Source organism: Leisingera sp. ANG1, from assembly GCF_000203975.2.
In the GTDB taxonomy this organism is placed as follows: domain Bacteria; phylum Pseudomonadota; class Alphaproteobacteria; order Rhodobacterales; family Rhodobacteraceae; genus Leisingera.
On the sequence record NZ_AFCF02000005.1, the window covers coordinates 57,652 to 70,129 of the forward strand.

Annotated in this window: 12 protein-coding genes; 4 read left to right on the plus strand and 8 right to left on the minus strand. The window is 61.5% G+C overall.

Annotated features, from left to right (window positions below):
- Positions 1-86: 86 nt before the first annotated feature.
- The 4 genes from dctP to GC1_RS08760 form a co-directional block, all read right to left on the minus strand.
- On the minus strand, positions 87-1,094 hold the full coding sequence (gene dctP / locus GC1_RS08745) for a TRAP transporter substrate-binding protein DctP (RefSeq protein WP_019296087.1): 1,008 nt from the start codon (positions 1,092-1,094) through the stop codon (positions 87-89).
- Between the two features lie 69 nt (positions 1,095-1,163).
- A complete protein-coding gene (ald, locus tag GC1_RS08750) occupies positions 1,164-2,279 on the minus strand; it encodes an alanine dehydrogenase (protein WP_019296086.1) in 1,116 nt (371 codons plus the stop codon).
- A gap of 25 nt (positions 2,280-2,304) precedes the next feature.
- Positions 2,305-3,816, minus strand: coding sequence for a CoA-acylating methylmalonate-semialdehyde dehydrogenase (locus GC1_RS08755; protein WP_019296085.1), 1,512 nt, complete (start codon positions 3,814-3,816; stop codon positions 2,305-2,307).
- Between the two features lie 32 nt (positions 3,817-3,848).
- Complete coding sequence (locus GC1_RS08760; protein ID WP_019296084.1) at positions 3,849-5,171, minus strand: aspartate aminotransferase family protein; 1,323 nt, start codon at positions 5,169-5,171, stop codon at positions 3,849-3,851.
- A 144-nt stretch (positions 5,172-5,315) separates the two neighbouring features.
- Here GC1_RS08760 and GC1_RS08765 point away from each other — a divergent pair, with 144 nt between their 5' ends.
- The gene (locus GC1_RS08765) at positions 5,316-5,882 is read left to right on the plus strand and encodes a cupin domain-containing protein (RefSeq protein ID WP_052260512.1); all 567 of its coding nucleotides are present in this window, start codon (positions 5,316-5,318) and stop codon (positions 5,880-5,882) included.
- Positions 5,883-6,279: 397 nt separating this feature from the next.
- Here the strand turns inward: GC1_RS08765 and GC1_RS08770 are convergent, their stop codons facing one another.
- Positions 6,280-6,798: a YHS domain-containing (seleno)protein gene (locus GC1_RS08770; RefSeq protein ID WP_029204805.1), complete on the minus strand. Its 519-nt coding sequence runs from the start codon at positions 6,796-6,798 to the stop codon at positions 6,280-6,282.
- A 273-nt stretch (positions 6,799-7,071) separates the two neighbouring features.
- On the opposite strand from GC1_RS08770, the gene yghU reads away from it, so the two are divergent.
- Positions 7,072-7,947, plus strand: a complete 876-nt coding sequence (yghU, locus tag GC1_RS08775) for a glutathione-dependent disulfide-bond oxidoreductase (protein WP_019296081.1) — start codon at positions 7,072-7,074, stop codon at positions 7,945-7,947.
- 69 nt (positions 7,948-8,016) lie between these two features.
- Here yghU and GC1_RS08780 read toward each other — a convergent pair whose 3' ends face one another.
- The 3 genes from GC1_RS08780 to GC1_RS08790 form a co-directional block, all read right to left on the minus strand.
- Positions 8,017-8,430, minus strand: a complete 414-nt coding sequence (locus GC1_RS08780) for an ester cyclase (RefSeq protein WP_019296080.1) — start codon at positions 8,428-8,430, stop codon at positions 8,017-8,019.
- Positions 8,431-8,522: 92 nt separating this feature from the next.
- Entirely contained in the window at positions 8,523-9,326 is an 804-nt protein-coding gene (locus tag GC1_RS08785; protein ID WP_019296079.1) for an SseB family protein, read from the minus strand.
- Positions 9,323-9,940 carry a uracil-DNA glycosylase family protein gene (locus GC1_RS08790; RefSeq protein ID WP_019296078.1) on the minus strand — a complete coding sequence of 206 codons (618 nt, stop codon included), beginning with the start codon at positions 9,938-9,940 and terminating at the stop codon, positions 9,323-9,325. Before GC1_RS08790 ends, GC1_RS08785 begins: the two co-directional genes overlap by 4 nt.
- Positions 9,941-10,181: 241 nt before the next feature.
- Between GC1_RS08790 and GC1_RS08795 the strand changes: the two genes are divergently transcribed.
- Both GC1_RS08795 and GC1_RS08800 read left to right on the plus strand, forming a co-directional pair.
- Entirely contained in the window at positions 10,182-10,841 is a 660-nt protein-coding gene (locus GC1_RS08795) for an ABC transporter ATP-binding protein (protein ID WP_019296077.1), read from the plus strand.
- Positions 10,819-12,477, plus strand: a complete 1,659-nt coding sequence (locus GC1_RS08800) for a capsule polysaccharide transporter (RefSeq protein WP_019296076.1) — start codon at positions 10,819-10,821, stop codon at positions 12,475-12,477. The genes GC1_RS08795 and GC1_RS08800 overlap by 23 nt, the downstream gene beginning before the upstream one ends.
- Position 12,478: the final 1 nt, after the last annotated feature.

Below are 12,478 nucleotides of genomic sequence, written 5' to 3' on the forward strand. Positions count from 1 at the left end.
GCTTACCGAAACGGACATCTTTCTCCCTCCCATTGTTTTGCTCAAGAACAAAAAAGGGCCAGCTGGTCTGCCGGCCCTTTTCCTGATCAGTTGTTCTTGGCTGCCAGCAGGCGGTCGATGATGTCCTGACCAACGCTTTTTGCCATCTGCGGCCAGACCGTTTCCTGAACATGTGCGGCCATCGCAGCCTGTTCTTCATCGCTCAGGCGAAGGATGGTGTAGCCCTTATCAAGCAGCTTCTGACCGAAAACCTCGTCATTCTCTCGGTTGTAGCTGAAGAAATCATTCGACGCTTTGGTCAGGGCCGCCTGCAACGCTTCACGCTGTGCGTCGTTCAGCTTGTCCAGCGTCCGCTGCGATGCATAGAACGTTGTCAGTTCGGAGATCGAGTTGTACTCGACGAAGTGGGTACCGACATCCGACTTGGCGAAGATGGAGTAGGTCGCGGTTTTGGTGCAGCAGATCGCACCATCGACGATACCGGCTTGAAGCGCCGGGAAGATGTCCCCCCATGCCATGGTTGTTGCCTGGTAGCCCAGTTCTTCAACCATCGACTTCACAACGCTGGACGACCAGACACGAATGTTCATGCCTTTGTCTTCAAAGCTGCTCCAGTTCTGGGGCTCTTGCGAAGCAACGATGCCGATGAACCCTTCAGGGTTCTGAGCCATCACCCGGACGCCGTATTCGTCGGTGATCTCCTGCAGGATGGTGTTGAACTCGGAATCCATGTTGAGCAGCGTATTTTCCATGTCATCCCATCCTCCAAGCAGGAACGGCATGGACAGGAACTCAAGGCGCGGATCGGTGTCGGCGTAGATAAAAGCCGAAGCCAGATCGATGTTGCCGCGGGCGACATCTTCGAACAAGGCTTCACCGGAACCGAGCTGGTTTGCAGGGAACACGTCGATCTTCAGGCCAACATCGGCTGCTGCAACATCTGCGGCAACCTGTTCCATCATTTTTGTGCCCTGGTGGTCGATCGGGAACACGCCTGCGAAACGCAGGGTCATGTCTTCGGCGAAAGCCGCGGTCGACATCAGAGTGCTCAGCGCGCCAGCGGCCAGACCTTTGGTAATCTTGTTGAAACTCATCGGGTAGTTCTCCTCCTGTTTGACGAATAACGCCCGCACAGCGGCATGCTGTTGCGGGCGCGGATTTGCTTAAGTCAGCAAATTTCGGGGATCCTCGAAGCCGTATCCGAGGTCATCGGCCACAGCCTTGCAGGTCACCTCGCCGTAGGCCACGTTCAGGCCGTTCAGCAGGTGATGGTTGTCGGCCAGCGCTTGCTGCCAGCCCTTGTTCGCAATGGCGATGGCATGCGGCAGGGTCACGTTGTTCAGCGCATAGGTCGAAGTCCGGGCCACCGCGCCGGGCATATTGGCGACGCAGTAATGCACAACATCATCAACGACATAGATCGGGTCTGCGTGTGTCGTTGCCTTGGAGGTCGCAAAGCATCCGCCCTGGTCAATGGCAACATCCACGACCACTGCACCGGGTTTCATTTTCGCAATCAGATCGCGCGAAACAAGCTTGGGTGCGGCGGCGCCGGGGATCAGAACCGCCCCGATCACGAGGTCGGCATTGGAAACCTCTTCCTCCAGCGCGGCCTGGGTTGAGTAAACCACCTTGGCGGATGCCTCAAAGTGGTTTTCGAGTTTCTCCAGAACGGCCGGGTTCCGGTCCAGAATGGTGACGTCAGCATGCAGGCCAACTGCCATCTGCGCGGCATTGAAACCGACAACACCGCCGCCGATGACAACAACCTTGCCGGGCTTCACCCCAGGCACACCGCCCAGGAGAACCCCGCGCCCGCCCTGGGCCTTTTCCAGGGCACCGGCACCGGCCTGGATCGACATCCGGCCTGCAACCTGGCTCATCGGCTTCAGGAGCGGCAGACCGCCGCTATCGTCCGTTACCGTTTCATAAGCGATGCAGACCGCGCCAGAGTTCACCAGATCTTTGGTCTGCTCCGGATCTGGAGCCAGGTGCAGATAGGTATAGAGGATCTGCCCCTCGCGCAGCATCGCACGCTCCGCTGCTTGCGGCTCCTTCACCTTTACGATCATTTCGGCGTGGGCAAACACCTCGGCTGCGTTTGTTGCGATCTCCGCACCAGCAGCACGATAAGCATCGTCATCCGCGCCAATGCCCAGGCCCGCACCGGTTTCGACCAGCACCGCATGACCGTTCGTGATCAGCTCAGCCACGCTCTCGGGCGTCAGCCCGACGCGGTATTCGTGGTTTTTGATTTCCTTGGGTACACCGATGTACATTGTCTTCACTCCAGGAAAGAGAGGCTCACTTGGCCGTTGGCATAACGAATTCAGCACCTTCCGAGATGCTTTCAGGCCAGCGCTGCATGATGGATTTCTGCTTGGTGTAGAAACGGACGCCCTCTTCGCCATAGGCGTGCATGTCGCCGAACAGGCTCTTTTTCCAGCCGCCGAAGCCATGCCACGCCATCGGCACCGGGATCGGAACGTTGACGCCGACCATGCCGACCTGAACCTGTTTGCCGAACTCACGCGCGACGTTGCCGTCCCGGGTGAACAGCGACACGCCGTTGCCGAACTCGTGGTCGTTGATCAGCTGCAAGCCTTCGGCAAAGTTCGGCACGCGGACACAGGCCAGAACCGGGCCAAAGATCTCTTCGCGGTAGATCTTCATTTCCGGGGTAACGTTGTCGAACAGGGTGCCGCCCAGGAAATAGCCGCCTTCGTGCCCTTCGACGGTGTAGCCGCGGCCATCGACCAGCAGGTCAGCTCCTTCTTCGACGCCGCTATCGATATAGCCCTTGATCCGGTCGCGCGCGGCGGCGGTGACGATCGGGCCCATTTCTGCGTCCAGTTCGAGACCGTTCTTGATCTTCAGGGTCTCGGCGCGTTCTTTCAGCACCGGCATCAGCTTGTCCGCGGCATCGCCAACCAGCAGCGCAACCGAGATGGCCATGCAGCGCTCTCCGGCTGAACCGTAGGCTGCACCGATCAACGCGTCAGCTGCCTTGTTCATGTCGGCATCAGGCATCACCAGCATGTGGTTCTTGGCCCCGCCCAAGGCTTGGACGCGCTTGCCGTGGCGGGCGCCGACTTCGTAGATGTAGTTGGCAATCGGGGTCGAGCCGACAAAGGACACAGCCTTGACGTCTTCGTTTTCCAAAAGTGCATCCACGGCAACCTTGTCGCCCTGAACGACGTTGAACACGCCATCGGGGAAGCCTGCCTGCTTCATCAGATCCGCATAAAGCAGCGAAGCCGAAGGATCGGTCGGCGACGGTTTCAGAATGAAGGTATTGCCTGCGGCGATGGCGATCGGGAACATCCACATCGGCACCATGACCGGGAAATTGAAGGGCGTGATCCCGGCCACGACGCCCAGGGCCTGGCGTGTGGTCCAGTTGTCCATGCCGGTGGACACCTGCTCCGTGTAATCACCCTTAAGGAGCTGCGGGATGCCGCAGGCAAACTCGATGATATCAATGCCGCGCTCGACCTCGCCCTGGGCATCGGTGAAGACCTTGCCGTGTTCGACAGTGATGGCGCGGGCCAGGTCGTCCTTGTGCTGACGCACCAGCGCCAGGAAATTGTTCATCAGCCGGGCCCGGCGGATCGGCGGCGTGTTCGACCACGCAGGAAAGGCCGCCTTGGCCGCGGCGACCGCAGCGTTCACGGTTTCGACGGTTGCCAGGGACACATCGCCGGTATGTTCACCGGTTGCGGGGTTGTAGACGGCCTGGGTGGTTTCGCCGTCGGGAGCTGTGTTTTGGCCACAGATATAGTGGCCGATCGAAGCGATCGGGGCAGCATCTTTCATGATTGCAGTCCTTTGGATTTAGAGGGGAAAGGTCACGGAAGCTCAGCCAGAACTTCGCCAAGCGTCTGAACAAGCGTGTTGATTTCAGGTTCCGAGATGATCAGCGGCGGAGAAAGTGCGATGATGTCGCCGGTTACCCGGATCATGATCCCAGCGTCCCAGGCGCGTTTCATCGCCTCATAGGCTCGCTCGCCCGGCGCGCCTTCGCGCGGGGCCAGCTCGATGGCACCAACCAGCCCAAGGTTGCGGATGTCGATGACATTGGGCAGATCCCTCAGGCTGTGGAGCTGATCCTCCCACGGTTGCGACAGCAGCGCCGCGCGGCGGAACAGGTCGTTCTGTTCGTAGCTTTCCAGCGCCGCCAGTGCGGCTGCGCAGGACACCGGGTTGGCCGAGTAGGTGTAGCCGTGGAACAATTCGATCGGCGCGTCGGCGTTTTCCATGGCGGAATTGTAGATCGCGTCGGACACGATGACCGCGCCCATCGGGATGACGCCGTTTGTCAGCCCTTTGGCGGTGGTGATGATGTCCGGCGTAACGCCAAAATATTCCGACGCGGTTGCCGCACCCAGACGGCCGAACGCGGTGATGACCTCGTCAAAGATCAGCAGGATGCCGTGCCGGTCACAGATCTCGCGCAGCCGTTGCAGATACCCCTTGGGCGGCAGCAGCACACCGGTGGACCCTGCCATCGGCTCGACGATGACGGCCGCGATGGTCGAGGCATCATGCAGCGCAACGATGCGCTCCAGATCATCGGCCAGTTCGGCGCCATGCGCGGGGCAGCCGCGGGTGAATGCGTTCTTTTCCAGATCATGAGTATGACGCAGGTGATCGGTTCCGGTCAGGAGCGTGCCGAAGTGCATGCGGTTTTTCACGATGCCCCCGACCGAGATGCCGCCGAAGCCGGTGCCATGGTAACCGCGTTCGCGCCCGATCAGACGTGTGCGGGCGCTGTCGCCGCGCATCCGGTGGTAATGCAGCGCAATCTTGAGCGCGGTGTCGACCGACTCAGACCCCGAGTTGGTAAAGAACGCATGGCTCATCCCCTCGGGCATCATCGCCGTCAGCTTGCCCGCCAGCTCGAACGCCTGCGGGTGGGCAAACTGGAAATTCGGAGCGTAGTCCAGCTCGTGAACCTGCTTCTGCACCGCCTCTACAATCAGCGGATCACGATGGCCTGCATTAACGCACCACAACCCCGCGGTGCCGTCCATAATCCGGCGGCCGTCCGAGCTGGTGTAGTACATCCCTTCGGCAGACTGGATCATGCGGGGCTCGCGAAGGAAATCACGATTGGCCGAAAACGGCATCCAGAAAGACGACATGGTATTTGACTGAACGGGCATGTCCATTCCTTGCAAGGCAGATTATTATTTGATGAGAGATACTTGCAAAGTTTCACCCTTTCGCACACCCGGCTTTGTAGGAATGTGTAAGTCATTGAAAAACGGATCGGGCCGGCCTAAGGTGCTTTCGATCAGAAGCAGGAAATCACGATGAGCGACTCTTCGGCACCCGATCTGGAAACCGCAAGGCGCCTGCGATTGATTCGAACCTCAAAAGGTCTCAGCCAACGCGAGATGGCCAAGCGCGCGGGGGTGGGAAGCGGTACGATTTCCCAGATCGAGAGCGGATCAACCCAGCCTTCAGTGGCTCTGCTCAAGAAAATTCTCGCAGGGGTTGATGTTAACCTGGGTTTTTTCTTCAGCTTCGAACTGAAGAACGAGGACAACTTTTTCTTTCCTCACAGCGGTATGCGGGACCTGGGGTCGCCGGGCGTATCCTACCTGCTGGTCGCAGGTGAGCGGCGGAATCGAAAGCTGCAGATGCTGATTGAAGAGTACGGTGTCGGTGCAGACTCGGGCCGTGGAGCCCTGTCGCATGAGGGCGAAGAATGTGCGGTCGTAATTGAGGGGCGTCTGGAAGTCACAGTAGATGGGCAATCCCGAATTCTAGGCCCAGGAGACGCTTATTACTTTTCCAGCATCCTGCCACACCGGTTCCGCAACGCCGGGGACAAAGTGTGCAAAGTCATCAGCGCGTGCACGCCTTCATCGTTCTAGGCCGGGTCGGGTGTCCGGGCTAACGATGTTCCAAGATGGTATTTTCCTGGTGGTTCCGGCCGATTTGCCCAAATCATTGGTGCCAGGCAGTACATAGAATTGTGCCGAATGTTCACTAATGTCCTGCAGCCCGGGTCCCGGCTCTCTGAGGATGCTGTGTTGCACCTGACCGGAAGGTTTGACCAAGCTGCACTGCGGCGGCCATAGGCGGGACCAACGGCAGCTTGGCTCCGAACATGCTTCGGCCAATGGCGGCTTTACGCGTTTCCTTGCCGCTAACTGCCTAGTGCAGCATTTGGCGATGCGGGCTCAGAGCCGCCGATCGCTGGGCCTTGGCCCAATAGCAGCCTTGAATGGAGCATGCAGGCAAAGCCCTCGCCTTGCCTGCAAACGCTAATCAGTTCGCGACCGGGCCCTCAGATGTGAACTTCGGGATCACGCTGTCCGAGGCCGCCTTACCCTCAATGCCCGGCCAGTTGCCTTCGGCCAGGTTGATGTTGCCGGGGATGTCCTCTTCCCAGAAGCCAACCACCACGTCGGTGATGTTCAGATAGAGCTTGTCGTCGACGATGCGCCAGAGGTTCGGGTTGGCCGGTACCTTGCCGCCCTTGGAGACGCCATAGGCGCAGTGGCCGTCATACTGCGGCGCATAATAGGCCGGGTTGGCGGAGAACATGTCGCGGTTTTCTGCAGAGACGAAGGCCCAGGTGGCGCCGTTGTACTCGGCGGTGAATTCGGTACTGCCGCGCACCGGGGCGGTCTGCGGCGTGCCGACCGGGTTCATTTCCAGGCTGCGGTAGGCCACCACGTCGTAGCCGGACACCGCATAGCCGGTGCCATCGACATACTGTTCCCCGGCAAAGGCCGGCAGAGCAAAGGACAGTGCTGCCGCAGCAGCAAAAACAAGACGCTTCATGAAATCATCCCTTTCATCGGTGATCGCTTCAATTCGGGCACCGGTCCAACGCACCGGCCTTGGCACTGACATTACCGCCCCGGCAGCAAATGCGAAGGGGGGCTCACGGCTCTGTGTCCGGGAACGAGAGGACGTGAGCACATTGTAAAATTTCCGCGTGCAGACCTTCCAGTCATTGGAATTTCCGGAACACCCCTTATCTCTGGCTGAGCCGGTCGCCGCAGCGCGTGCGATTGAGACGCAACAGGAAACAATTGAGAGCAAGGCCGACAGATGAGCGACACCCCCTACACCCCGCCGAAAGTCTGGAAATGGGAACAGGCGAACGGCGGCGAATTTGCCTCGATCAACCGCCCGATTGCAGGCGCGACCCACGACAAGACGCTGCCCGCCGGCAAGCACCCCTTCCAGCTCTATTCGCTGGCGACCCCGAACGGGGTGAAGGTCACCGTGATGTTCGAGGAGCTGCTGGCCGCGGGCCACACAGATGCCGAGTATGACGCCTGGCTGATCAAAATCGGCGACGGCGACCAGTTCGGCTCCGGCTTTGTCGAGGTGAACCCGAACTCCAAGATCCCGGCCCTGCTGGACCGCAGCGGCGCGGAGCCAGTGCGGGTGTTCGAAAGCGGCTCGATCCTGCTGCATCTGGCGGAGAAGTTCGGGGCGTTCCTGCCCAAGGCGGGCGCGGCACGTACCGAGACCCTGAACTGGCTGTTCTGGCAGATGGGCAGCGCGCCCTACCTGGGCGGCGGCTTTGGCCATTTCTATGCCTATGCGCCGGAAAAGTTCCAGTATCCGATCGACCGTTTCACCATGGAAACCAAACGTCAGCTGGATGTGCTGGACCGGCAGCTGGCAGAGCGGGACTTCATTGCGGGTGACGAATACACCATCGCCGATATCGCCATCTGGCCCTGGTACGGCCAGCTGGTACTGGGTCGCAACTATGGCGATGCGGCAGAGTTTCTGGATGCGGCGAGCTACACCAACGTGGTCCGCTGGGCCAAGGCCATCGACGCTCGCCCGGCGGTGCAGCGCGGCCGCATGGTGAACCGCACCTCCGGAGATCCGGAAACGCAGCTGCATGAACGCCACAACGCCAGCGATTTCGAGACCCGCACCCAGGATAAGCTGGAACCGGCAGAATAACCCCCGCCTTCAAGGCTCAGGTTCAAGGATTGCCAAGCGCCCGCCTCGCCGCGGGCGCTTTTTTTCCGGCTACATCCAGCCCACCTGCGTCAGGGCATGCACATCGTTCCAGACCTTGGTCATGTGGCGGATTTTGCCGCCGTCAAAGTCCAGCACGTAGACATAGTCCGAAGCGACCGTCTTGCCCGTCGGCGCGCCGTTGCCGGCGTCCACCGTATGGGTGCCATGGAAGACTGCAAACAGGACCGCACGGCCGGCGTCCTCATCCACCGTGAGGGATTTGAACTCCGCATGGGCGTCCGGCATCGGTGTCAGCAGACCCTTGGCCCATTCGGTATAATCCGCAAGCGTCTTGATCTCCGCCAGCGCGTCCGCTTGGACCGAGAAGGTGGCGTCCGGCGTGCACCATTCCTGGCAAACTTCCCATCCTTTGCCCGCGTCACAGGCCTCGCAGAAATCATGTGCGGTTTGTTTGATAGACATCGTTTCCCCTCCCTGCTGGGTTGCCGGGCACGGGCCGCAGCCCTGCCCTTGCAGCAGCAGATAAGGCGAAAACGGCGGTGGGCGAGAAATGCCTATTTGAGCCGCGGCGGCTTTTCCGGGTCGCTGCCGGGTTTCACCGGTTTCAATTCCTGCGGCGCCTTAGGCTGCGGCAGGTCAAAACGCAGGCCGACGCGGGCCAGGCTGGCCGCCACCGGGTCCTCGGCCGCGAAGAAGCCCACATCCATCGCACCGGCCTCAATGCCGGAGAAGGTCAGCGCTTCGCTGGCGGCCTTGGCAAGCGAGGCCTGCGCGGCCTCCTTGGCACCGACGAAGCCCAACAGATGCCCTTGCCCGCCGCCAGCATAGCGCACACCGGCCAGATAGGCCGCCGCCGCCAGCCCGCCTGCGGTGGCAAGCTTGGCGTCCAGCGCCGTTAGCAGCGCCTCCGGCAGGCCCTTGGGAGCGGTGAATTCGGTGACGCCGGCCTCGACCTCCTGCGGTGCATGGCCCAGGGTCTGGTGCAGCCAGTTGATCGCCTCTGCCGGGATCAGGAAGGCGGAGGGCGCCACCTCCAGGTTCAGCCCCAGTCCAATTCCCTGGCCAATCCCCTGCCCGGCCAGCATCTGGCAAATCACCCGGCCTGACAGCGCTGCGTAAGGCACCGCCTGGCCGGCAAATTGCGCCAGCCGCTCCTCCCGGTCGAACACCAGAACGAAGGCGCCGTCCGGCGTCTCGAACAGCGCTGGTGAGATCTGCTCCCCCACGGCTTCTTCCTCCAGCATCAGGAACAGCTCCGCATCCGCCAGCCGTTCATAGAACCGCAGCCGGGCGGCATCATCCTCGGGCGCAGCCTCCATCGCGGCGTGGGCCAGATCCAGCGGGGTTTCATCTGTCATCGCATCAGCTCCTTCACCCGGGCCTGCAAAACCGGCAGCAGCTCCGCCTCGAACCAGGGGTTTTTCTTCAGCCATCCGGTATTACGCCAGGACGGATGCGGCAAGGGGAAGACCTGCGGCGCATGATCCCGCCAGCCGCGGACAACATCCGTCACCGGCCCCTTCAGCCCCAGGTGATAACGCTGCGCATGGGCGCCCACCAGCACCTTCAGCTGCACCTCCGGCAAGTGGCCCATCACCTGATGATGCCAGGTTTTGCCGCAGACCGCAGGCGGCGGCAGGTCAGCTTTCTTGTCGTTGTAACCGGGAAAGCAGAACCCCATCGGCACCACCGCGACGCGGTCCTTGTCGTAAAACTCCGCCTCGCTCAGCCCCAGCCAGGCCCGCAGCCGGTCGCCGGAAGGATCGGTAAAGGGCCGGCCGCTTTCGTGCACCCGCAGCCCCGGCGCCTGGCCTGCAATCAGGATGCGCGCTGCAGGGCGGAACCACACCACAGGGCGAGGCGCATGCGCGGTGGCGGTCGCTGCAAAGCGGTCCGCGCAGATCCGGCAGTTGCGAATCTGCGCCTTCAGCCGCTGGCTGGCCTTCATTGTTTCAACTTTGGAAACAGCCATCTTGCGCCCCGTAAGTCTGTTCTGCCTGCAATTTCCGGCACCTGCGGTCAGGACAGGCGGCAAATTGGTTAAGACTTGGTTGATGATTTATGTCACAATTCGACATAATAAGGCCAAATTCACCCCGTAGGCCATTAACACTCTTTTGATAAGAAAGGGCCATGGGCGCGCTGTAAGCGCCTGGGCAATGAGGCACAACAGAGCCCGCCACTGGGCCGCAAGGGCAGTACCGGAACAAGCGATGCTTGAGTTTGAAAACGTCAGCAAGTCCTTTTGGACAGGAACCCAGCGCAAGGTGATCCTTGACCGCGTGTCGTTCCGCATCGAGCCCGGCAAATCGCTGGGTGTGCTGGCCCCGAACGGCACCGGCAAAACCACCCTGATCAACATGATGGCAGGCCTCGAAAAACCCGACGAGGGCGAGATCCGCCGCAACTGCAAGGTGTCCTTCCCGCTCGGGTTCATGGGCGGCGTCATCAGCCGCCTGTCGGCGATGGAGAACTGCCGCTACATTGCCAAGCTTTACGGCCTCGATCCGGATTATGTGGAGGCCTACTGCCGCTGGCTCTGCGGGCTCAAGGAATATTTCGACCAGCCGGTGGGCACCTATTCCTCAGGTATGCGGGCGCGGTTCAGTTTCTCGCTGATGCTGGCGCTGGACTTCGACATCTACCTGATCGACGAGGGCATGCCCTCCACCACCGATGTGGAATTCAATCGCAAGGCCGGCGAGATCCTGCAGGAACGGCTGCAGACCACCACAATCATCATCGTCTCGCACCAGGCCAAGACGCTGGAAAAATTTGCCCGTTCAGCTGCCGTCCTCTTGCAGGGGCAGCTGCACATGTTTGACACTCTGGAAGAAGCGAAACAGCTCTATGACTACGAAACCGAGAGCTAAGAAGTTCCGCATCCGCCGCAGCGCCTCTGTTGCCGGCGCCGAGGCCCAGCCGCAAGCGCCGGAGCAGCCGCGCGCTGCCGCCGCTGCGCAGCCGGCAGCCCCGGCGGCCGCGCCTTCGGGGGCTGCAACGGCTGGCGACGGGGATGGCGGCGCGCCGATGTCCGGCATGGTCAGCTCGCCCCGCGAAACCAGGATGGAAACCGATATCGACGCGATCCGCCAGGAGGGTCTCACCGGCCGCCAGCTGCGCCTGGCACGGCGGATGGCGCAGAAGCACAACCTGCCCGCCACCTCGGATTTCGAAGCGGTGCGGATGCTGCGCGAGCGCGGCATCGACCCATTCAAACGCGCCAACATGCTGGAGCTGGTGGTGCCCCAGAACAAGGCGCAGCCTGCAGGCACCCCGCCCGCCCCCGGCTCGGTCCAGCTGCCGCAAACGGTTCCGGCCGGCAAAACCAACCTGCCCTCAACAGAGCTGAGCCCGGCAGAGCGGCGCGCCCGTGAAATCCAGGACATCCAGCGCGACATTGCCCGCCGCCGCCGCCGCAAACTGTCGCTGCTGGCGGCGCGGCTGGCGTTCTTCGTGATGCTGCCGACCCTGGCCGCTGGCTATTACTTCTATTCGGTGGCCACACCGATGTTCTCCTCCAAATCCGAATTCCTGGTGCTGAAGGCCGACAGCGCAGCCGGCGGCGTCGGCGGGCTGCTCAGCGGCACCCAGTTTGCCACCAGCCAGGATTCAATCGCGGTGCAAAGCTACCTGATGTCGAAAGAGGCGATGCTGCGGCTCGACGACGAAGTCGGCTTCAAGGCGCATTTCACCCAGGAATGGCTGGACCCGATCCAGCGGCTGGAGAGCAATCCGACCAATGAGGAGGCTTATGCCACCTACAACCGCAATGTGAAGATTGGCTACGACCCGACCGAGGGCGTGGTGCGGATGGAGGTGTCTGCCGCGGACCCCGAAGTGGCGGCGGAGTTTTCGCGCAAGCTGATTTCCTATGCGCAGGAGAAGGTAAACAACCTCTCGCAGCAGAAGCGCGCCGACCAGATGTCCGAAGCGGAGCAGGCCCTGCTTGACGCCGAGGCCCAGCGCCGCGCGGCGCAGGAACGGCTGGTGGTGCTGCAGCAGCAGGGCGCCGTCCTCGATCCCGAGGGCGTAGTGGCCTCGCTGCGCACCCAGATCAGCACATTTGAGATCCAGCTGGAGGAAAAACGGCTGGAGCTGGCCGCGCTTCAGGACAACGCCCGCCCGAACCGGGCCAAGGTCAGCGGCGCGGAGGCCGACATCCGGCGGCTGGAGGCGGTCATTTCCAGCCTCAACAACCGGATGGTCGATGCCTCGGCCGGCGAAAACTCGCTTGCCAACCTGCGCATCCAGATCCAGATGGCGCAGGCCGACCTCGCCACCCGCGACCTGATGCTGCAATCGGCCTTGCAGCAAGTGGAAACCACCCGGCTGGAGGCCAACCGCCAGGTCCGCTACCTGACCACCGCGGTGGAGCCGGTTGCCAGCGACGAGCCCTCCTATCCGCGCAAGTTCGAGAATACCGTTTTGGCATTCCTGATCTTTTCCGGTATTTACCTGATGTGTTCGCTCACCGCGTCCATCCTGCGGGAGCAGGTCTCATCGTAAA